The organism is Pseudomonas sp. TYF_14 (assembly GCF_043105275.1).
In the GTDB taxonomy this organism is placed as follows: domain Bacteria; phylum Pseudomonadota; class Gammaproteobacteria; order Pseudomonadales; family Pseudomonadaceae; genus Aquipseudomonas; species Aquipseudomonas alloputida.
This window is the reverse complement of sequence record NZ_JBICLK010000079.1, coordinates 1-21,172: the sequence shown is the minus strand read 5'-3', so window position 1 is coordinate 21,172 and position 21,172 is coordinate 1. Positions and strand designations below refer to the sequence as shown.

20 protein-coding genes and 1 tRNA gene are annotated in these 21,172 nt (G+C 62.5%); 17 read left to right on the top strand and 4 right to left on the bottom strand.

Features of this window, described 5'->3' with window-relative positions; translation table 11 throughout:
* The first annotated feature begins 7 nt into the window (after positions 1–7).
* The 15 genes from rpmF to ACF8O8_RS20080 all read left to right on the top strand — a co-directional run bounded on the left by rpmF (position 8) and on the right by ACF8O8_RS20080 (position 12,780).
* Positions 8–190 carry a 50S ribosomal protein L32 gene (gene rpmF / locus ACF8O8_RS20150; protein WP_003247154.1) on the top strand — a complete coding sequence of 61 codons (183 nt, stop codon included), beginning with the start codon at positions 8–10 and terminating at the stop codon, positions 188–190.
* Between the two features lie 3 nt (positions 191–193).
* The gene (gene plsX / locus ACF8O8_RS20145; protein WP_010952935.1) at positions 194–1,204 is read left to right on the top strand and encodes a phosphate acyltransferase PlsX; all 1,011 of its coding nucleotides are present in this window, start codon (positions 194–196) and stop codon (positions 1,202–1,204) included.
* A gap of 127 nt (positions 1,205–1,331) precedes the next feature.
* Complete coding sequence (gene fabD, locus ACF8O8_RS20140) at positions 1,332–2,270, top strand: ACP S-malonyltransferase (protein ID WP_010952936.1); 939 nt, start codon at positions 1,332–1,334, stop codon at positions 2,268–2,270.
* A 15-nt stretch (positions 2,271–2,285) separates the two neighbouring features.
* Positions 2,286–3,026, top strand: coding sequence for a 3-oxoacyl-ACP reductase FabG (gene fabG, locus ACF8O8_RS20135; protein ID WP_003247160.1), 741 nt, complete (start codon positions 2,286–2,288; stop codon positions 3,024–3,026).
* A gap of 203 nt (positions 3,027–3,229) precedes the next feature.
* Positions 3,230–3,466 carry an acyl carrier protein gene (gene acpP, locus ACF8O8_RS20130; RefSeq protein ID WP_010952937.1) on the top strand — a complete coding sequence of 79 codons (237 nt, stop codon included), beginning with the start codon at positions 3,230–3,232 and terminating at the stop codon, positions 3,464–3,466.
* A gap of 187 nt (positions 3,467–3,653) precedes the next feature.
* Positions 3,654–4,898, top strand: coding sequence for a beta-ketoacyl-ACP synthase II (gene fabF, locus ACF8O8_RS20125; RefSeq protein WP_010952938.1), 1,245 nt, complete (start codon positions 3,654–3,656; stop codon positions 4,896–4,898).
* Entirely contained in the window at positions 4,898–5,713 is an 816-nt protein-coding gene (gene pabC, locus ACF8O8_RS20120; protein WP_010952939.1) for an aminodeoxychorismate lyase, read from the top strand. Before fabF ends, pabC begins: the two co-directional genes overlap by 1 nt.
* Positions 5,714–5,717: 4 nt before the next feature.
* Positions 5,718–6,953 (top strand): endolytic transglycosylase MltG, encoded by a 1,236-nt coding sequence (gene mltG, locus ACF8O8_RS20115; RefSeq protein ID WP_392510325.1) that lies wholly within the window; start codon positions 5,718–5,720, stop codon positions 6,951–6,953.
* A 9-nt stretch (positions 6,954–6,962) separates the two neighbouring features.
* Positions 6,963–7,595 carry a dTMP kinase gene (tmk, locus tag ACF8O8_RS20110; RefSeq protein WP_012053289.1) on the top strand — a complete coding sequence of 211 codons (633 nt, stop codon included), beginning with the start codon at positions 6,963–6,965 and terminating at the stop codon, positions 7,593–7,595.
* Positions 7,588–8,574, top strand: coding sequence for a DNA polymerase III subunit delta' (locus ACF8O8_RS20105; protein ID WP_392510324.1), 987 nt, complete (start codon positions 7,588–7,590; stop codon positions 8,572–8,574). The genes tmk and ACF8O8_RS20105 overlap by 8 nt, the downstream gene beginning before the upstream one ends.
* Before the next feature lie 30 nt (positions 8,575–8,604).
* Complete coding sequence (locus ACF8O8_RS20100; RefSeq protein WP_010952986.1) at positions 8,605–9,387, top strand: TatD family hydrolase; 783 nt, start codon at positions 8,605–8,607, stop codon at positions 9,385–9,387.
* A gap of 389 nt (positions 9,388–9,776) precedes the next feature.
* Positions 9,777–10,412, top strand: coding sequence for a TetR/AcrR family transcriptional regulator (locus tag ACF8O8_RS20095; RefSeq protein ID WP_003247170.1), 636 nt, complete (start codon positions 9,777–9,779; stop codon positions 10,410–10,412).
* Positions 10,413–10,568: 156 nt separating this feature from the next.
* A complete protein-coding gene (locus tag ACF8O8_RS20090) occupies positions 10,569–11,537 on the top strand; it encodes a GTP 3',8-cyclase MoaA (protein ID WP_392510323.1) in 969 nt (322 codons plus the stop codon).
* A gap of 66 nt (positions 11,538–11,603) precedes the next feature.
* Positions 11,604–12,209, top strand: coding sequence for a DUF4823 domain-containing protein (locus ACF8O8_RS20085; protein WP_010952988.1), 606 nt, complete (start codon positions 11,604–11,606; stop codon positions 12,207–12,209).
* A gap of 10 nt (positions 12,210–12,219) precedes the next feature.
* Positions 12,220–12,780 carry a DUF1285 domain-containing protein gene (locus ACF8O8_RS20080; RefSeq protein ID WP_392510322.1) on the top strand — a complete coding sequence of 187 codons (561 nt, stop codon included), beginning with the start codon at positions 12,220–12,222 and terminating at the stop codon, positions 12,778–12,780.
* Positions 12,781–13,127: 347 nt separating this feature from the next.
* Here the strand turns inward: ACF8O8_RS20080 and ACF8O8_RS20075 are convergent.
* A tRNA-Asn gene (locus ACF8O8_RS20075) sits at positions 13,128–13,203 on the bottom strand.
* 62 nt (positions 13,204–13,265) lie between these two features.
* Positions 13,266–14,462 carry an amino acid aminotransferase gene (locus ACF8O8_RS20070; RefSeq protein ID WP_010952990.1) on the bottom strand — a complete coding sequence of 399 codons (1,197 nt, stop codon included), beginning with the start codon at positions 14,460–14,462 and terminating at the stop codon, positions 13,266–13,268.
* Between the two features lie 284 nt (positions 14,463–14,746).
* On the opposite strand from ACF8O8_RS20070, the gene uvrB reads away from it, so the two are divergent.
* Positions 14,747–16,762 (top strand): excinuclease ABC subunit UvrB, encoded by a 2,016-nt coding sequence (uvrB, locus tag ACF8O8_RS20065; RefSeq protein WP_010952992.1) that lies wholly within the window; start codon positions 14,747–14,749, stop codon positions 16,760–16,762.
* 127 nt (positions 16,763–16,889) lie between these two features.
* Here uvrB and ACF8O8_RS20060 read toward each other — a convergent pair whose 3' ends face one another.
* Both ACF8O8_RS20060 and ACF8O8_RS20055 read right to left on the bottom strand, forming a co-directional pair.
* Positions 16,890–18,380: an MDR family MFS transporter gene (locus ACF8O8_RS20060; RefSeq protein WP_172402858.1), complete on the bottom strand. Its 1,491-nt coding sequence runs from the start codon at positions 18,378–18,380 to the stop codon at positions 16,890–16,892.
* 49 nt (positions 18,381–18,429) lie between these two features.
* Positions 18,430–19,485 carry an HlyD family secretion protein gene (locus ACF8O8_RS20055; RefSeq protein ID WP_049586797.1) on the bottom strand — a complete coding sequence of 352 codons (1,056 nt, stop codon included), beginning with the start codon at positions 19,483–19,485 and terminating at the stop codon, positions 18,430–18,432.
* Positions 19,486–19,628: 143 nt separating this feature from the next.
* Between ACF8O8_RS20055 and gltX the strand changes: the two genes are divergently transcribed.
* Positions 19,629–21,110, top strand: a complete 1,482-nt coding sequence (gene gltX / locus ACF8O8_RS20050; protein ID WP_010952995.1) for a glutamate--tRNA ligase — start codon at positions 19,629–19,631, stop codon at positions 21,108–21,110.
* Positions 21,111–21,172 lie beyond the last annotated feature (62 nt).

Here is a 21,172-nt window from a genome sequence, read left to right as displayed (position 1 = left end):
ATCAATTATGGCTGTTCAGCAGAACAAAAAATCCCGCTCTGCCCGTGACATGCGCCGTTCGCACGACGCCCTGTCGGAAAACGCGCTGTCGGTAGAGAAAACCACCGGTGAAGTTCACCTGCGTCACCACGTTTCGCCAGAAGGCGTATACCGTGGTCGTAAAGTGGTCGACAAGGGCGCTGACGAGTAATCCTTGTCCGCTCAGGTCATCGCGATCGACGCAATGGGCGGGGACTTCGGTCCCCGCAGCATTGTCCAGGCTAGCATTGCCTGCCTTTCGGCTACCCCCTCGCTTCATCTGACCCTCGTCGGTCAACCCTCCCTCCTTGAAGATCTCATCAGTGGCTTGCCAGCTGCGGATCGCGCGCGCCTGCAGGTTGTGGCCGCCAGTGAGGTAGTCGGCATGGACGAGCGGCCATCCCAGGCGTTGCGCGGCAAGCCGGATTCGTCGATGCGCATCGCCCTCGAACTGGTGCGCGACGGAAAAGCCCAGGCCTGTGTCAGTGCCGGCAATACCGGGGCGCTGATGGCGTTGTCGCGCTTCGTGCTCAAGACCTTGCCGGGTATCGACCGGCCGGCCATGGTGGCGGCGATCCCGACCCAGACAGGTTACTGTCAACTGCTCGATCTGGGCGCCAATGTCGACTGCAGTGCCGAAAACCTCTATCAGTTCGCGGTAATGGGCTCGGTGGCCGCTCAGGCCCTGGGTGTGCATCGGCCACGCGTGGCGCTGTTGAACATCGGTACCGAGGACATCAAGGGTAACCAGCAGGTCAAGCTGGCTGCCACGCTGTTGCAGAGCGCCCGCGGCCTCAACTATGTCGGTTTCGTCGAAGGGGATGGCCTGTACCGGGGTGAGGCAGACGTGGTGGTGTGCGACGGTTTTGTCGGCAACATACTGCTCAAGTCCAGCGAGGGCTTGGCGACGATGATCGGTGCGCGCATCGAAAAACTGTTCAAGGGCGGTGCTTTTGCCCGCGTTGCCGGGGCCGTTGCCATGCCGCTGCTCAAGCGTCTGCAGGCTGACCTGGCGCCGGCGCGGCATAATGGGGCGAGCTTTCTGGGGCTACAGGGTATCGTCATCAAGAGTCATGGCTCGGCGGGCGTGCAGGGGTTTCAGAGTGCCATCCAGCGGGCGCTGATCGAAATTCAGGAAAACCTGCCGCAGCGGCTGCATGGCCGCCTTGAAGACCTGTTGCCTTAGGCATTTCGCCGATGAAGTGCTTAAATGTGACCGCTTGGTCTGTGTTTCCATCCAAGTTTTCAGATTCCGCGCCTGGCCTCGGGCCTGGCGCACACTATCCGACGACAAGATCATAAGGGCTTGTTCAATGTCTGCATCCCTCGCATTCGTCTTTCCCGGTCAAGGTTCCCAGTCGCTGGGCATGCTCGCCGAGCTCGGCGCCGAGAAGCCAGTGATCATCGAAACCTTCAAGGAAGCGTCCGAAGCGCTCGGCTACGACCTGTGGAAGCTGGTCCAGGACGGCCCGGAAGAGCAACTTAACCAGACCGACAAGACCCAGCCGGCGATCCTTACTGCGTCCATCGCACTGTGGCGCCTGTGGCTGGAAGAGGGCGGTGCCAAGCCGGCCTTCGTTTCCGGTCACAGCCTGGGCGAATACAGCGCCCTGGTCGCCGCCGGCAGCATCAGCCTGAAAGATGCCGTTCGCCTGGTCGAGCGCCGCGGTCAGCTGATGCAGGAAGCCGTACCGGCCGGTCACGGCGCCATGGCTGCCATTCTCGGCCTGGACGATGCTGTGGTCGTGGAACTCTGCGCCGAAGCCGCTGAAGATGAAGTGGTCAGCGCCGTGAACTTCAACTCGCCTGGTCAGGTGGTCATCGCCGGTAACAAGGCGGCGGTAGACCGCGCCATGGAGCTGTGCAAGGCCAAAGGTGCCAAGCGCGCCCTACCACTGGCGGTGAGCGTCCCGTCGCACTGCGCCCTGATGAAGCCAGCCGCCGAGCGCTTTGCCGAATCGGTCAATGCCATCGAATGGAAGGCCCCGCAGATTCCGGTGGTGCAGAACGTCACTGCAGCCGTCGCCGCCGACCTCGATGCCCTCAAGCACGACCTGCTGGCACAGCTGTACCAGCCGGTACGCTGGGTCGAGTGCGTGCAGACCCTGGCCGCCAACGGTGCGGTCAACCTGGTCGAGTGTGGCCCGGGCAAGGTGCTGGCTGGCCTTAACAAGCGTTGCGCCGACGGCGTGACCACCTACAACCTCAACACCCCTGACGCCGTTGCTGCCACCCGCGCGGCACTGGCCTGATTTGGAGAAGCTTGCATGAGCCTGCAAGGTAAAGTTGCACTGGTTACCGGCGCCAGCCGTGGCATTGGCCAGGCCATCGCCCTCGAGCTGGGCCGCCAGGGCGCGACCGTGATCGGTACCGCCACTTCGGCGTCCGGCGCCGAGCGCATCGCTGCCACCCTGAAAGAACACGGCATCACCGGCACCGGCATGGAGCTGAATGTGACCAGCGCCGAATCGGTTGAAGCCGTACTGGCCGCCATTGGCGAGCAGTTCGGTGCGCCGGCCATCCTGGTCAACAACGCCGGTATCACCCGCGACAACCTCATGCTGCGCATGAAAGACGACGAGTGGTTCGATGTCATCGACACCAACCTCAACAGCCTCTACCGTCTGTCCAAGGGCGTGCTGCGTGGCATGACCAAGGCGCGTTGGGGTCGTATCATCAGCATCGGCTCGGTCGTTGGTGCCATGGGTAACGCAGGTCAGGCCAACTACGCGGCTGCCAAGGCCGGTCTGGAAGGTTTCAGCCGCGCCCTGGCGCGTGAAGTGGGTTCGCGTGGTATCACCGTCAACTCGGTGACCCCAGGCTTCATCGATACCGACATGACCCGCGAGCTGCCAGAAGCTCAGCGCGAAGCCCTGCAGACCCAGATTCCGCTGGGCCGCCTGGGCCAGGCTGACGAAATTGCCAAGGTGGTTTCGTTCCTGGCGTCCGACGGCGCCGCCTACGTGACCGGCGCTACCGTGCCGGTCAACGGCGGGATGTACATGTAATACTGCAACTCAATGTGACGGGTTTCGTAAAAAAAGAGTCATACTGCGAGCCTAAAATCCGTTATAAAGCTGCAACCAGATTCCAGGCAGCGGGTGTGGTGACTAGCCTGAAGGTGCGTTTTGCTTGAAAAGCGAACGTCTTTCTATAAAATTAGCCACCGGCCAGCTGCCTGACATATATCCATTAGGAGTGAAAACTAGGTATGAGCACCATCGAAGAACGCGTCAAGAAAATCGTCGCCGAGCAACTGGGCGTCAAGGAAGAAGAAGTGACTGTTGAGAAGTCCTTCGTCGATGACCTGGGTGCCGATTCGCTTGACACCGTTGAACTGGTGATGGCTCTGGAAGAGGAATTCGAGACCGAAATCCCTGACGAAGAAGCCGAGAAGATCACTACCGTTCAAGCTGCCATCGACTACGTCAAAGCCCACCAGGCCTAAGACGCTACAGTCGACGTTTCTTGTCGGGGAAAACCGCACTGCCTTCGCTGGCGTGCGGTTTTTTCTTTGCGAGCGCCTCGCATTTTTCAGGCGGCTTCGTTCACCGAGCACCAAGAGCCTGTTGCCATTTCATTCCAGCACTTGAATGCAATGGCAAGAGACTCTGTTATTAGAAAAGGAGAGTACTGTGTCGCGTAGACGCGTCGTGGTCACCGGTATGGGTATGCTGTCGCCACTGGGTACCGATGTACCGAGCACCTGGCAGGGCATTCTGGCTGGCCGCAGTGGCATCGGTCCGATCGAACACACGGACCTGTCTGCCTACTCCACCCGTTTTGGCGGCTCGGTGAAAGGCTTCGAGGTTGAGCAGTACCTGTCGGCCAAAGAGGCCCGCAAGCTCGACCTGTTCATCCAGTACGGCCTGGCGGCTGGTTTCCAGGCCGTGCGTAATGCCGGCCTGGAGGTCACCGATGCCAACCGCGAGCGTATTGGCGTGGCCATGGGCTCGGGTATCGGTGGTCTGACCAACATCGAAGAAACCAGCCGCACCCTGCACGATTCAGGGCCGCGCCGCATTTCGCCGTTCTTCGTGCCGGGTTCGATCATCAACATGATCTCCGGTTTCCTGTCGATCCACCTGGGTCTGCAAGGGCCGAACTATGCCATCGCCACTGCGTGCACCACTGGCACCCATTGCATCGGCATGGCCGCGCGCAATATCGCCTACGGTGAGGCTGACGTGATGATCGCCGGTGGCGCCGAAATGGCCGCTTGTGGTCTGGGCATGGGCGGTTTTGGCGCTTCGCGCGCACTGTCTACCCGCAACGATGAACCCAGCCGGGCCAGCCGCCCGTGGGACAAGGGTCGTGACGGCTTTGTATTGTCCGACGGTGCCGGAGCCCTGGTGCTCGAGGAGCTGGAGCACGCCAAGGCCCGCGGTGCGACTATCTATGCCGAGCTGGTTGGCTTTGGCATGAGCGGCGACGCCTACCACATGACCTCGCCACCCGACTCTGGCGAGGGCGCTGCCCGCTGCATGGCCAACGCTTTGCGCGATGCCGGTATCCAGCCGGAAGAAGTCAGCTACATCAACGCCCACGGCACTTCTACCCCGGCGGGCGATGTGGCCGAAGTGGCGGCGATCAAGCGCGTGTTCGGCGAGCATGCCTACAAGCTGGCGGTCAGCTCGACCAAGTCGATGACCGGTCACTTGCTGGGCGCCGCGGGCGCGGTGGAGGCGATCTTCAGCGTGCTGGCCATCAATAGCCAGATGGCCCCGCCGACCATCAACCTGGACGAGCCGGACGAGGGGTGTGACCTCGACTTCGTTCCCCACCAGGCGCGCAGCATGCCGATCGACGTGGTGCTGTCCAACTCGTTCGGCTTTGGCGGCACCAACGGCTCGCTGGTATTCCGCCGGTTTGCCGGCTGATGCACAGCTGGATCGACGGCCAGCCGGCGACTGCACTCAACCTGCAGAACCGCGGCCTGGCCTATGGCGATGGCCTGTTCGAAACCATCGCTGTGCGAGGCGCCCGGCCCAGCTTGCTGGACGGCCACCTCGCACGCCTGGCACTGGGCTGCCAGCGCCTGGCGATCAACGCCGATCTGGCGCTGGTGCGCGACGAGCTGCTGCGCTACGCCAGCCAGCTGGGTGAGGGTGTCGTCAAACTCATCCTTACCCGTGGCGATAGCCAGCGTGGCTATGCGCCAGCTGTCGATGCAGCGCCGCGGCGTATCCTGCAAGGCAGCCCATTACCCCGTTATCCTGTCGAGCATGCTGAGCATGGCGTGCGTTTGTTCCCTTGCCATACCCGGCTTGGGGAACAACCACTGCTGGCCGGCCTCAAACACCTTAACCGCCTGGAGCAGGTGCTGGCCCGTGCCGAATGGCAGGACAGCGACCATGCCGAAGGCCTGATGCGTGACGCGCAGGGCAGGGTGATCGAAGGGGTATACAGCAATCTGTTTCTGGTGCGCGATGGCGTGCTGCTTACCGCCGACCTTAGCCGTTGTGGCGTGGCGGGCGTGATGCGTGCCGCACTGCTGGAACAGGCCCCGCTGCTGGGTATTGCGGTACAGGTCTGCGACCTGTCGTTCGAGGCGCTGGAGCAAGCGAATGAAGTATTTGTTTGCAATAGCGTTTACGGCATTTGGCCCGTGCGTGGCGTAGCCGCGCTAAACTGGTCGCCGGGCCCGCTCACTCGTAAACTGCAGGCCGTTGCCCGTACGTTACTGGAAACCTGAATTCGTGAGACGTAAATTCCTGCTGTTGCTGGAAATGGGCTTGATCCTTGCCGGCCTGGTGTTTGGCTGGTCGGCCTGGAAGGTCAACTCGGTCCTGGAGCAGCCCCTGCACATCACGCAGGAACGCCTGCTGGATGTGCCCAATGGCACTAACCCCAACCGCATGTTCTACAGCATGCAAAGGGAAGGGTTGCTCGACGACGCTGTCTGGTTGCGTTTGTACTGGCGCTTCAACATGGCCGGCACCCCCCTGCACACCGGCGAGTACCGTCTTACCCCTGGCATGACCGTCGAGCAATTGTTCGACGCCTGGCGCCGTGCCGACGTGGTGCAGTACAACCTCACCCTGGTCGAAGGCTGGACCTTCCGCCAGGTGCGTGCGGCCGTGGCCAAGCATGAAAAGATCAAGCATACCCTGGAGGGCTTGTCGGATGCCGAGGTCATGGACAAGCTCGGCCATACCGGTGTGTTCCCCGAAGGCCGCTTCTTCCCCGACACCTACCGCTTCGTGCGGGGTATGAGCGATGTCGAGTTGCTGCAGCAGGCCTACATGCGTCTGGACGAGGTGCTGGCCAAGGAGTGGGCCGAGCGTTCCACCGACCTGCCGTATCGTGACCCGTACCAGGCGCTGATCATGGCCTCCCTGGTAGAAAAGGAAACCGGCATTCCGCAGGAGCGCGGGCAGATCGCCGGCGTGTTCGTGCGGCGCATGCGCCTGGGTATGATGCTGCAGACCGACCCGACGGTTATCTATGGCATGGGTGAGCGCTACAACGGCAGGATCACCCGCGCGGACCTGCGCGAGCCTACGCCTTACAACACCTACACCATGACCGGCCTGCCGCCGACCCCGATCGCCATGGTCGGCCGCGAGGCGATTCACGCGGCGCTGAACCCGTCCAATGGCACCAGTCTTTACTTCGTCGCCCGCGGCGATGGCAGCCATGTGTTTTCCGACGACCTCGACGACCACAATTCGGCAGTGCGCGAGTTCCAGCTCAAGCGCCGGTCGGACTACCGCTCCAGCCCCGCGCCGCAGCAAGAGGCCAAGCCAGGTGCCGATGATGCCGAACAGGCATCGGGCGCCGACGATGCGCAGCGCCCTGAGCCCCCAGCAGCGGACCCGTCAGCAGCGGATGAGCCAACTGCGCAGCCAGCCCCCGATGAAGCGCCCGCGCAGGATGCCCCTGCCGGCGGTGCGCAAGCGGCCGAGCGGCCGACGCCTGACGAACAACATTAAGGACTGCCTGTGAGCGGCTTGTTTATTACTTTGGAAGGCCCCGAAGGCGCGGGCAAGAGCACCAATCGCGACTACCTGGCCGCGCGCCTGCGCGAGCACGGCCTGGACGTGGTGCTGACCCGTGAGCCAGGCGGTACGCCGCTGGCGGAAAAGGTGCGTGAACTGTTGCTGACGCCCAGCGACGAAGGCATGGCGGCCGACACCGAGCTGCTGCTGGTGTTCGCCGCCCGCGCCCAGCACCTGGCGCAGGTCATCCGCCCGGCGCTGGCCCGCGGGGCTGTGGTGCTGTGTGACCGTTTCACGGACGCCACCTATGCCTATCAGGGCGGCGGTCGTGGTTTGTCGGTCGAGCGTATCGCGGTTCTGGAACAATTCGTCCAGGGCGACCTGCGCCCGGACCTGACCCTGGTCTTCGACCTGCCGGTGGAAGTGGGCCTTGCGCGCGCCGCCGCCCGTGGTCGCCTGGACCGATTCGAGCAGGAAGGGCAGGCGTTCTTCGAGGCGGTGCGTCAGGCGTACCTGCAGCGCGCCCAGGGCGCGCCACAGCGCTACAGCCTGCTTGATGCGGCACAATCCCTGGAGGCGGTGCAGCGTGACATCGACGCTCTGCTGCCAGGCATTCTGGAGCGTTGCCGTGGCTGAGGCCTACCCTTGGCAGCAGGCGCTGTGGCAGCAACTGGCCGGTCGCAGCCGCCACGCCCACGCTTACCTGCTGCATGGGCCGCAGGGTATTGGCAAGCGAGCCATGGCCGAGCGTCTGATGGCGCGCCTGTTGTGCCAGCAGCCGCAGGGCCTGGACGCTTGTGGGGCGTGTAAGTCGTGCCTGTTGCTCAAGGCCGGCAGCCACCCGGACAACTTCGTCCTCGAGCCGGAGGAGGCTGACAAGCCGATCAAGGTCGACCAGGTACGCGAGCTGGTGGCCTTTGTGGTGCAGACCGCGCAGTTGGGCGGGCGCAAGGTGGTGTTGATCGAGCCGGTGGAGGCGATGAATGTCAACGCCTCCAACGCCCTGCTCAAAAGCCTTGAAGAACCTTCCGGTGATACCGTGTTGTTGCTGGTGACGCACCAGCCCAGCCGTCTGTTGCCGACGATCAAGAGCCGCTGCCAGCAGGTGGCCTGTCCGCAGCCCAGTCTGGCCCAGAGCCAGGCATGGCTGGCTGGCGCGTTACCCGACTGCGACGAGGTCGAGCGCGATGAGCTGCTGACGCTGGCGGCAGGTTCGCCATTGATGGCGGTCAGCCTGCAGGCGCAGGGCGTGCGCGAGCAACGCGCGCTGGTGGCCGATGGGGTGAAGAAGCTGCTCAAGCAGCAGCAATCGCCCAGCCAGCTGGCCGATGCCTGGAGCGGTGTGCCGTTGTTGCTGCTGTTCGACTGGTTCTGCGATTGGACGCACCTGATCCTGCGCTACCAGTTGACCCAGGACGAAGAAGGGTTAGGCTTGGCCGATATGCGCAAGGTCGTGCAATACCTGGCGCAGAAGAGCCGCCAGGCCAAGGTGCTGGAGGTGCAGGCATGGATCCTCGAACAGCGCCAGAAGGTACTGGGCAAGGCCAACCTCAACCGCGCCTTGTTGCTTGAATCGCTGCTGGCTCACTGGCTGCAACTGCCGGGTGCCCGCTGATTTTCCATTTTTCATGTGTGCCGTTATCCCATGCTCGTAGATTCCCATTGCCACCTCGACCGTCTTGACCTCACTGCTCACCAGGGCTCCCTCGACGCTGCCCTGCAGGCGGCGCGTGAGCGTGGGGTCGGGCATTTTCTGTGCATTGGCGTCAGTGCCGAGAATGCGGGTGCAGTGAAGGCGCTGAGCGAGCAGTACGCTGACGTCGACTGCTCGGTGGGCGTGCACCCGCTGGACCTGGCCCCTGGCGAAACCCCGGCGTTGGAATGGTTGTTGCGCGAACTGGCCCACCCGCATGTGGTGGCGATTGGTGAAACCGGGCTGGATTACCACTACGAGCCGGAGGCTGCCGAGCTGCAGCAGGCCTCGTTCCGTCTGCACCTGGAGGCTTCCAGGCAGACCGGCAAGCCGGTGATCGTGCATACCCGGGCGGCGCGCGCCGATACCCTGGCGCTGCTGCGTGAGGCCAACCTGCCGCAGGCTGGCGTGCTGCACTGCTTTACCGAGGACTGGGACATGGCCAAGGCCGCGCTGGACCTGGGTTATTACATTTCGCTGTCGGGCATCGTTACCTTCCGCAATGCCGATGCCTTGCGGGAAGTGGCGCGGCAGGTGCCGGTCGATCGCTTGTTGGTGGAGACCGATTCGCCCTACCTGGCGCCGATTCCGCACCGGGGCAAGCCGAACCTGCCGCAGTATGTGCGGGAGGTGGCGGAGTATGTGGCTTCGCTGCGTGGGGCCAGTTATGAGCAGTTGGCGGAGCAGACCACGGCAAATTTCAAGCGATTGTTCCCATTGGCGCGGGTGGCTTGATTTACCGGGGTTAGAGATTGTGTGAGGCACGCACCTGACAGCCGTCACACCATCCTCCCCACAAAAACACAAAAAAAACCCGGGTTCTGGGGGAGGAATCCGGGTTAAGACCATTAGGAGTAAAACAAAGGTACGCGGTCCCTGAGCACCTTTATCGGCGCGCCACTGGGGGGGATGCGCCGCGCCAACACTTCAAGTATTGGTCAGGTTTGGCGCAGTGCCAGTGCATATTGGACGTTTTTTAAACAGATTTGGAATACGCCAACGTTTCGTTCCTCCCGCAGCGCATGGCCGTATGCATCGTGAAACACAGACATGCGTGGATGATCCGTGCAATTTCCCGCAAGTTAGGCATAATAAACCGCTTCGATTGTCATCCAGTCCTTCCCATGCAGAAAGAACCTCGTAAGGTCCGTGAGTTTCGCCGTCGCGAACAGGAAATCCTCGATACCGCGCTCAAGCTGTTTCTCGAGCAAGGTGAAGACAGCGTCACCGTCGAGATGATCGCCGACGCCGTGGGCATCGGCAAAGGCACGATCTACAAGCACTTCAAGTCCAAGGCGGAGATCTACCTGCGCCTGATGCTCGATTACGAGCGTGACCTGAACGAGCTGTTGCACTCGGCCGACGTTGACCGTGACAAGGAAGCGCTGTCGCGCGCCTACTTCGAGTTCCGCATGCGCGACCCGCAACGCTACCGGCTGTTCGACCGCCTTGAAGAAAAGGTGGTCAAGGGCAATCAGGTGCCGGAAATGGTCGAGCAGCTGCACAGCATCCGTGCCTCCAATTTCGACCGCCTGACCCAGCTGATCAAGGGCCGTATCAGCGAAGGCAAGCTCGAAGACGTGCCGCCGTATTTCCACTACTGCGCTGCCTGGGCGCTGGTGCACGGCGCTGTGGCGCTGTACCACTCGCCGTTCTGGAGCAACGTACTGGAAGACCAGGAAGGCTTCTTCCAGTTCCTGATGGACATTGGCGTGCGTATGGGCAACAAGCGCAAGCGCGACCCGGAACCCTCGAACTGAGCATTTAGCGAAACGGCGTCGTGCTTTCGCTGCGCGGCAGTGCAGCCCGAAGCGTTTGGCTATCGTTTGGAAATTCGGCATTGCGCATTGGGGCTTGCAAAAACCTGATTTATGAGTCAGGTTTTGCCGGCCCCTTCATCCATGCCGGAGTCATTCATGATTGTCGATCGTCAAGGCAGGCGCTTTCGCAACCTGCGCGTCAGCCTGACGGCTGCCTGCAACTACGCCTGCACCTACTGCGTACCCGACGGCAAGCGGCTGGTGGCGGCGCAGGACGAGTTGTCTGCGGATGCCCTGGCCCGTGGCGTGGCCTACCTGATCGAAGCCGCCGGCATCGAGCGCCTGCGGATTACTGGCGGTGAGCCACTGGTCAGCCCGCGCCTGGATGCCTTTCTGGCTGCCGTGGCCAAACTCGACCTTGACGACGTCTCGCTGACCACCAACGGCCAGTTGCTGGCGCGCAAGTTGCCGCAACTGCAGGCGGCCGGGATTCGTCGGCTGAACGTTTCCCTCGACACCCTCGACCCGCTGGCTTTCCGCCAGATTGCCCGTGGCGGCGACCTGAGCACTGTGCTGGATGGAATGGAGCAGGCCAGCGCCCTGGGTATGCGAATCAAGGTCAACATGGTGCCGATGCGCGGGAAAAACCTTGATCAGGTACTGCCCCTGCTGGATTACTGCCTCGCGCGCGGCTTCGAGCTGCGCTTCATCGAACTGATGCGCATGGGCCACCTCTCTCACGATCGCAACGCCTTCCTCCAGCAGTTTGTAGGCCTCGACCAGCTGCTTGCGCTGATCGGCGGCCAGCATGCCTACGCCCAGGTGAATGCGCCGCTGGACGCCACTGCCATGCGTTACCACATCCCCGGCAGGGGCCACTTCGGCGTCATTGCCAACGAAAGCGTGCCGTTTTGCCGTACCTGCTCGCGGTTGCGCCTGTCTTCTACGGGCTGGCTGCATGGCTGCCTGTCGTCAGGTAACCGGCACTTCGTCGGCGACCTGCTGGAAAAACCGCGTCATCAGGCGCTGCCGGCCTTGCAGCGGTTGTTGGTCAAGGCTTTGGCTGACAAGCAGGACGTGGCCTTTTCCGGCGGCGTGACCGTCATGAAAGTGATCGGTGGCTGAAGCTGGCGCAAAAGCTGCATCCGCCGGCTATTCGCCGGTTTTTCGTCGCCGGCCACTGGAGGAAAGATGCGTAGCCTGGTCTTGCTGCTGGCGCTGATGGCGCTGGGCGGCTGCATGAATGTCAGCGATATGGGCGAAGGCGTCCGCTATCACATGAGCGATGCCGGTCTGCTGGACCACAGCGAAACTCGTCGCACCTTGTCGATCCGCCTGCAGCCTGATTCGTTCATCTTCATTGGCCAGGGTGCATTCGTGCCGCCGGGCGAGGGGCCGGTGCCTCGGCAGAATGCAGTGGCCCAGCAGGCCTTCAAGAGCTTCGTCGAATACTTCCCGATGGTACGGCGCGCCCAGGGCCCGCTGGGCCTCGAAGAGGCCATCGCCCAGGCGCGCTCGGTAGGTGCGGACTACGTGTTGTACACGCGCTTCGCACGTACCGACGATCGCATCGGCAATGGTGACGAGTGGTATGACGAGCAGGCCGTCGACCGCTTGGGCTGGGACACTGGCGTGGTGCAGATGATGCTGATCGAAACCAGTACCCGCTATCTGATCGACACCGCACGCATCAAGAGCCGTGGCGGTTTGTTGACGTTCCACGACAACACCCCGGAGGATTTGCTTGGTGCGCCGATGCGCGAGTACGCTCGTAGCCTTCTGGGCATGAGTGAATGAGGCAAGCGTGATGAGCAACTCCGGCAAGGCCAATGACCTTCTGGCGCAGATCCCCAAGGCCAAGGGGCTGCCGCCGGTGCACCTGTGGAACCCGGAATTCTGTGGTGACATCGACATGCGCATCGCCCGCGATGGCACCTGGTACTACCTGGGCACGCCGATCGGGCGCAAGCCGATGGTGCGGCTGTTCTCTACCATCATTCGCCGCGACGGAGATGACTACTTCCTGATTACCCCGGTAGAGAAGGTCGGCATTCGTGTCGACGATGCGCCGTTCGTGGCCGTGTTGCTGGAAGTGCAGGGCGAAGGCGAGCAGCAGGTGCTGCGTTTTACCAGCAATGTCGAGGACCAGGTCGAGGCGGGGCCGGATAACCCCCTGCGGGTGGTGATCGACCCGCTGACGCAGGAGCCATCACCGTATGTGCTGATGCGCAGCAACCTGGAGGCGCTGATACATCGCAATGTGTTTTACCAACTGGTGGAGCTGGCGGTGCCGCATGTGATCGACGGGGAGGAATGGCTTGGGGTGTGGAGCCGGGGGGCGTTTTACCCGATTGGGCGCAGTGGTTGAGGGGGGTGGGGCTGCAAGAGGCATGTCTTGAGGGGTGTGCTGCCTGGTAGATCGAGCGCCGCCCGCGCGGCGCATCGCGAGCAAGCTCGCTCCTACATTTGTTTCGGGCCAGTATTCCTGTAGCGGACACGCGCGACCGCCTTGTTTGTACTGCGCGACATCGAGCCATGCACTGAGACGTTCGCGCGCAAATCCCACAGGAATAATTGGCCCGAAACAAATGTAGGAGCGAGCTTGCTCGCGATGCGCCGCGCGGGCGGCGCTCGATCTACCAGGCGCTGACATACTTCCGCTGAACAACGAAAAAGCCCCCGGTTGCTTGCGCATCCGGGGGCTTCTTCAATGTCTGGCTCCGCGACCTGGACTCGAACCAGGGACCCAATGATTAACAGTCATTTGCTCTACCGACTGAGCTATCGCGGAATCTGCGCGTATCTTACTGATTGCCCGGGAGAAGTCAACCCACCCCCAGGCAAAACAATGAGTTACAGCACTTCCACGATCGCTTTGGTCACCACGTGGATGTTGCTCTGGTTCAGCGCGGCCACCGCGATACGGCCGGTGTCCAGGGCATAGATGCCGAAGTCGTTCTTCAGGCGGGTGACCTGTTCAACGGTCAGGCCCGAGTAGGAGAACATGCCGACCTGGCGGCCAACGAAGCTGAAGTCGCGGTTTGCACCGTATTCGGCCAGCAGCGATACCATCTGCTTGCGCATGCCGTGGATGCGCTCGCGCATTTCGGCCAGTTCGGTTTCCCACATCTGGCGCAGTTCTGCGCTGTTCAGCACGGTGGCAACAATGGTTGCGCCGTGGGTTGGCGGGTTGGAGTAGGTGGTGCGGATCACGCGCTTGACCTGCGACAGCACGCGGGTGCTCTCGTCCTTGGAGGCGGTGACGATCGACAGTGCGCCGACGCGCTCGCCGTACAGCGAGAACGATTTGGAGAACGAGCTGGAAACGAAGAACTCCAGGCCCGACTCGGCGAACAGGCGCACGGCGAAGGCGTCTTCGGCGATACCGTCACCAAAGCCCTGGTAGGCCATGTCGAGGAACGGCACGTGGCCCTTGGCCTTGACCACTTCCAGGACGTTCTTCCAGTCGTCCAGGTTCAGGTCGACACCGGTCGGGTTGTGGCAGCAGGCGTGCAGCACCACGATCGAACCGGATGGCAGGGCGTTGAGGTCTTCGAGCATGCCAGCGCGGTTGACGTCGTTGGTCGGCGCATCGTAGTAGCGGTAGGTCTGCACCGGGAAGCCGGCCGATTCGAACAGCGCACGGTGGTTTTCCCAGCTAGGGTCGCTGATGGCAACCACGGCATTGGGCGAGAGGCGCTTGAGGAAGTCGGCACCGATCTTCAGCGCGCCGGTACCACCGACGGCCTGCACGGTGACCACGCGGCCGGCGGCCAGCAGTGGCGACTCGGCGCCGAACAGCAGCTTCTGCACAGCCTGGTCGTAGGTGGCGATGCCGTCGATCGGCAGGTAGCCGCGCGAAGCGTGCTGGGCGGCACGCTGGGTTTCGGCTTCGATCACGGCGCGCAGCAGCGGAATGCGGCCTTCCTCATTGCAATACACGCCTACGCCCAGGTTGACCTTGTCGGTACGTGGGTCGGCGTTGAATGCTTCGTTGAGGCCCAGAATAGGGTCGCGGGGTGCCAGCTCGACAGCGGAAAACAGGCTCATTGTTACCTTGGCTCTGATTGGAGTGTGATAGGGCGTACACGCTCCAGCCGAATGCACTGAAGCGGTGCACAAACGGGGAGTCAGTATAGTGATACCGACCGGTCACCGCGACACTCTGGCGCAGCTTTTGGGGCTATTTGCGCAAATATTTTTCGACCATTGGTCTAAATGCCGTGTCCACCGTTGCAGGCGCCCACACCTGTGCCTTGAAAGCGCTCCCGAACGGGCGCATTTGGGTATAGACTACTGGCTAAATTTACAGCTGCTGCACCGCGAGGTCCTTCATGTCCGAGTTCCAGCTCGTCACACGTTTCCAGCCGGCTGGCGACCAGCCCGAGGCTATCCGCCAGTTGGTCGAAGGCATCGAGGCGGGGCTGTCGCACCAGACGTTGCTCGGGGTGACCGGTTCGGGCAAGACCTTCAGCATTGCCAACGTCATCCAGCAGGTGCAGCGCCCGACGCTGGTGCTGGCGCCCAACAAGACGCTGGCCGCCCAGTTGTACGGGGAGTTCAAGGCATTCTTCCCCAACAACGCGGTGGAGTACTTCGTTTCCTATTACGACTACTACCAGCCGGAAGCCTACGTGCCGTCGTCGGACACCTTCATCGAGAAGGACGCCTCGATCAACGACCACATCGAGCAGATGCGCCTGTCGGCCACCAAGGCGCTGCTGGAGCGGCGTGACGCGATCATCGTGACCACTGTGTCGTGCATCTACGGCCTGGGCAGCCCCGAGACCTACCTGAAAATGGTCCTGCACGTGGACCGTGGCGACAAGCTCGACCAGCGCGCGCTGCTGCGCCGCCTGGCCGACCTGCAGTACACCCGCAACGAAATGGACTTTGCCCGCGCCACCTTCCGGGTACGCGGCGACGTGATCGACATCTTCCCGGCCGAATCGGATCTGGAAGCCATCCGCATCGAGCTGTTCGATGATGAAGTGGAGAACATCGCCGCCTTCGATCCGTTGACCGGCGAGGTTTTCCGCAAGCTGCCACGTTTCACGTTCTACCCCAAGAGCCACTACGTGACCCCGCGGGAAACCCTGCTGGAAGCGGTGGAGGGCATCAAGGAAGAACTGAAGGAGCGTCTGGAGTACCTGCACAAGGCCAACAAGCTGGTCGAAGCGCAGCGTCTGGAGCAACGCACCCGCTTCGATCTGGAGATGATCCTCGAGCTGGGCTACTGCAACGGCATCGAAAACTACTCGCGTTACCTGTCCGGGCGCCCGGCCGGGGCGCCGCCGCCCACCCTGTACGATTACCTGCCGCCCGATGCGCTGCTGGTGATCGACGAATCACACGTCAGCGTTCCGCAGGTCGGCGCCATGTACAAGGGCGACCGTTCACGCAAGGAGACCCTGGTCGAGTACGGCTTCCGCATGCCTTCCGCGCTGGACAACCGGCCGATGCGTTTCGACGAGTGGGAGGATGTCAGCCCGCAGACCATTTTCGTTTCGGCCACTCCGGGGCCTTACGAGGCTGAGCATGCCGGGCGCGTGGTGGAGCAGGTGGTGCGCCCGACCGGGCTGGTCGACCCGCAGGTAGAGGTGCGCCCGGCGCTGACCCAGGTCGACGACCTGCTGTCCGAGATCCGCAAGCGTGTCGCGGCAGGCGAGCGAGTGCTGGCGACCACGTTGACCAAACGCATGGCCGAGGACCTCAGCGATTACCTGGCCGACCACGACGTGCGGGTGCGCTACCTGCACTCGGACATCGATACGGTGGAACGGGTGGAGATTATCCGCGACCTGCGCCTGGGCACCTTCGACGTGCTGGTGGGCATCAACCTGCTGCGCGAGGGCCTGGACATGCCCGAGGTGTCGCTGGTGGCCATCCTCGATGCGGACAAGGAAGGTTTTCTGCGTTCCGAGCGCTCCCTGATCCAGACCATTGGCCGCGCGGCACGTAACCTCAATGGCCGGGCCATTCTGTACGCCGATAACGTAACAGGCTCCATGCAGCGAGCCATCGACGAAACCGAGCGCCGCCGCGAGAAGCAGATCGCCTTCAACGAAGCCAACGGCATCGTGCCCAAGGGCGTGGTCAAGGACATCACCGACATCATGGAAGGTGCCACCGTGCCCGGTGCGCGCAGCAAGAAGCGCAAGGGCATGGCCAAGGCGGCGGAGGAGAGCGCCCGTTACGAGGCCGAACTGCGTACGCCGGGCGAGATCACCAAGCGCATCAAGCAGTTGGAAGAGAAAATGATGCAGTTCGCCCGCGACCTGGAGTTCGAAGCTGCGGCGCAGTTGCGTGACGAGATTGCGCAGCTGCGGGAGCGGTTGATCAGCAGCTGAAGCCGGGCGCGGGCCCTGTGGGAGCGGGCGTGCCCGCGAAGAATTCAACGCGGTGGCTGGCACCGGCTGCGCCGGTGTTCGCGGGCATGCCCGCTCCCACAGGGACCGCATCTGATCTGTAATAGCCTCAATGGGCTTCCCCAGCCTTCAACCCTTCCGGCAACTTGCGGGTCAGCAGCACCGCCACCATGCTCACCGCCAACCCGATCCCGACAAAGTGGAAGGCATCGTTGTAAGCCATGATCAGCGCCTGCTGGTGGGTAATTTCGCTAAGTTTGCCCAGCGCTGCATTGTCATTGCCCAAGCGCTCCGCCAATTGCGCCAGCCGCTCAGCCACCTGTGGGTTGCTCGGCACCACCGATTCGCGCAGGTAGTCGAAGTACACCTTGGTGCGCGCATCCAGCAGGGTGGCCAGCAAGGCAATACCGATGGCCCCGCCCAGGTTACGCAGAATATTGAACAGGCTCGACGCGGACCCGGCATCCTGTTGTTGGATATACGCGGTGGCAATCAGCGAGATGGTCACCATGATCATCGGCTGGCCCAGGGCGCGGATGATCTGGATATGGTTGAACTGCGGCCCGGCAAAGTCCGGGTTGAGCACCCCCGAACCGAAACTGGCAGCGCCGAACAGGCAAAACCCCAGCGCGCATAGTACCTTGGGCGATATCACCTTCATCAGTTGCGGCACCAGCGGGATCAGGAACAACTGCGGAATACCCATCCACATGATCACCTCGCCAATCTGCAAGGCGTTGTAACCCTGTACCTGCGCCAGGTACAGCGGTAGCAGATAGATCGAGCCGTACAGGCCCACACCCATGCCCAGGCTGGCGATGCTCGACAGGCCAAAGTTGCGGTTGCCGAGGATACGCAGGTTGATCAGCGGGTGAGGCTTGGAAAACTGCAGGATGACGAAGGTGATCAGGCTGACCAGTGCAACGCTGCCCAGGCCGACGATCAGGTGCGACTCCAGCCAGTCCTTGCGATGGCCTTCCTCGAGAAACACCTGCAGGCAGCCCAACCCAAGGCCGAGCGTGACGATGCCGGCATAATCGGTACTTTTCAGCAGCTCCCAGTGCGCCTCCTTCTTCTCAAGCCCGTATAACAAGCCGGCGATCATTAGCAGGCCCGGTGGGATATTGATGTAGAAGATGTATTCCCAGCCCCAGTTCTCGGTCAGCCAGCCGCCCAGGGTGGGGCCGATGGAGGGGGCAAAAGTGGCGGTCATGGCGAACATCGCCATGCCTTTGGCGCGGTGGTGCTCGGGCAGCTTGATCAGCGTCAGGGTGAAGGCCAGCGGGATCAGCGCGCCACCGGTGAAACCCTGCAAGGCACGGAACAGGATCATGCTCTCCAGGTTCCAGGCCATCGAGCACAGCAGCGACGACAGCAGGAAACCGCCGGATACCCACACCGCCAGGCGCCGCGCTGACAACAGCTGCACCAGCCAGGCCGTCAGCGGGATCATGATGATTTCCGCCACCAGGTACGAGGTGGAAATCCATGAGCCTTCTTCCAGGGTCGCCGACAGAGCGCCCTGGATGTCCTTCAGCGAGGAGTTGGTGATCTGGATATCCAGCACTGCCATGAAGGCACCGAGCATCACGCTCATCACCGCGATCCAGTCGCGTCGGGTTGGCTCCGCTGTGGGGCGCAGCAGCTGGTCACCGGCCATTGTGGCCTTCGTCTTCGCTGCGCAGGTCGACGGTGGCGGTCACCGACATGCCGGGGCGAATACGCCCATGCAATGGGTTGTCGGCGTGGAACGTGAGTTTTATCGGGATGCGCTGCACAACTTTGGTGAAGTTGCCGGTGGCGTTGTCCGGTGGCAGCAGGCTGAACTGCGCACCGGACGCGGCGAACAGGCTGTCCACCCGGCCTTCGATCGGTGTGTCGGGGTAGCTGTCGAACAACAGTTCCGCGCGCTGGCCGGGGTGCATGCGGCCGATCTGGGTTTCCTTGAAGTTGGCCTGCACCCAGATGTCTTCATCCGGCACGATCGACAGCAGGTAGGCGCCGGCCTGCACCACCTGGCCATTGCGCGCATTGCGCTGGCCGATGGTGCCGCTGATCGGGGCATGGATTTCGCAGCGGGTCAGGTTCAGTTCGGCCTGGGCCAGGTCGGTGCGGGCATTGGCGATTTGCGCATCGAGGCGCTTGAGTTCGGCGTTCAGGGCGGTGACCTGCTGGCGCTGGCTTTGCAGGTCGGCGCGGGCCTTGTCGACCTGGGAGCCGGCGACATGGCTGTCCGCCGACAGGGTAGTGACCCGCTCCTCAGAGACAAAACCCGGCTTGCGCAGCTTCTCGGCACGGCTCAGGTCCAGCCGTGAACGGTCGAATGTGGCCTGGGTCGCCGCCAACTGGGCCTGGCCGGCGGCAATCAGGCTGCCTTGTTGGGTGAGGCGGCTTTGCGCTTGTGCGTACTCGGCTTCGCGGGTGGCCAGGGCGGCACGGGCGCGTTCGACCGCCAGCTCAAAGTCGGCGGCTTCCAGGCGCACCAGCAGGTCGCCCTTGCTGACGTGCTGGTTGTCCTCGACCGGCACCGTTTCGATACGTGCGCCAAGCTGGCTGGAGATACGGGTGATCTCACCCTGCACGTAAGCGTTGTCGGTGCTCTCGTAGAAGCGGCCCTTGAAGTACCAGTGGCCCAGGAAGGCGAGGGCGATGATGGCCACCAGGGCGAAGAAGAGCGTCAGGCGGCGTTTGAGTTGGGCAGGCATGGGGACTATCGTTCCAGAAATGTAAACAAATTTAACAGCGGCGCAGGGCCCGTCGACAAGTGACGTTCGCGCCATTGCTGGAACCCGGTGCCCGCCTCCTGCTAACATCCCGCCTTTGTTTCATCTTTCGTTCGAGACTCTCCATGACCACCGTACGCACGCGTATTGCGCCATCGCCTACCGGCGACCCCCATGTCGGCACTGCCTACATCGCCCTGTTCAACTACTGCTTTGCCAAGCAGCACGGCGGTGAGTTCATCCTGCGCATCGAAGACACCGATCAGCTGCGCTCCACGCGTGAGTCGGAGCAACAGATCTTCGACGCCCTGCGCTGGCTTGGCATCGAATGGAACGAAGGCCCGGATGTCGGCGGCCCGCACGGCCCTTACCGGCAGAGCGAGCGTGGCGAAATCTACGCCAAATACGCCAAGGAACTGGTAGACGCCGGCCACGCTTTCTACTGCTTCTGCACTGCCGAAGAGCTGGAGCAGATGCGTGCCGAGCAGCAGGCTCGCGGCGAAACCCCGCGTTACGATGGCCGTGCGTTGCTGATGAGCGCCGAAGAAGTGCAGCGCCGCCTGGACGCTGGCGAGCCGCACGTGATCCGCATGAAGGTGCCGAGCGAAGGGATCTGCGTGGTGCCGGACATGCTGCGCGGCGATGTCGAGATCCCCTGGGACCGCATGGACATGCAGGTGCTGATGAAGAACGACGGCCTGCCGACGTACTTCCTGGCCAACGTGGTCGACGACCACCTGATGGGCATCACCCACGTGCTGCGTGGGGAAGAGTGGCTGCCATCGGCGCCCAAGCTGATCAAACTGTACGAGTACTTCGGCTGGGAGCAGCCCAAGCTGTGCTACATGCCGCTGCTGCGCAACCCGGACAAATCGAAACTGTCCAAGCGCAAGAACCCGACCTCGGTCACCTTCTACGAGCGCATGGGCTTCATGCCTGAAGCGATGCTCAACTACCTTGGCCGCATGGGCTGGTCGATGCCTGACGAGCGCGAGAAGTTCTCGCTGGCCGAAATGGTCGAGCACTTCGACCTGTCACGTATCTCGCTGGGCGGCCCGATCTTCGACATCGAGAAGCTGTCCTGGCTCAACGGCCAGTGGCTGCGCGAGCTGCCGGTAGAGGAGTTTGCCGCACGCCTGCAGAAGTGGGCGTTCAACAGCGACTACATGATGAAGATTGCCCCGCACGTGCAAGGCAGGGTCGAAACCTTCAGCCAGGTTGCCCCGTTGGGCGGGTTCTTCTTCGAAGGCGCGCTCAAGCTGGACGCCAAGCTGTTCGAAAGCAAGAAACTGTCGGCCGACCAGGTGCGCCAGGTGATCCAGCTGATCCTGTGGAAGCTTGAAAGCCTGCGTCAGTGGGAAAAAGAGCGCATCACCGGTTGCATCCAGGCCGTGGTCGAAGCGCTGGAGCTGAAGCTGCGCGACGCCATGCCGCTGATGTTCGCCGCCATCACGGGCCAGGCCAGCTCGGTTTCGGTGCTGGACGCCATGGAAATCCTCGGTCCCGACCTGACGCGCTACCGCCTGCGCCAGGCCCTGGACCTGCTGGGTGGGGTGTCGAAGAAAGAAAACAAAGAGTGGGAAAAGCTGTTGGCTTCCATCGCCTGATTCAGCTTTGCACCTAACTTGTGGGAGCGGGCGTGCCCGCGAATGCAATGGTAAATTCAATA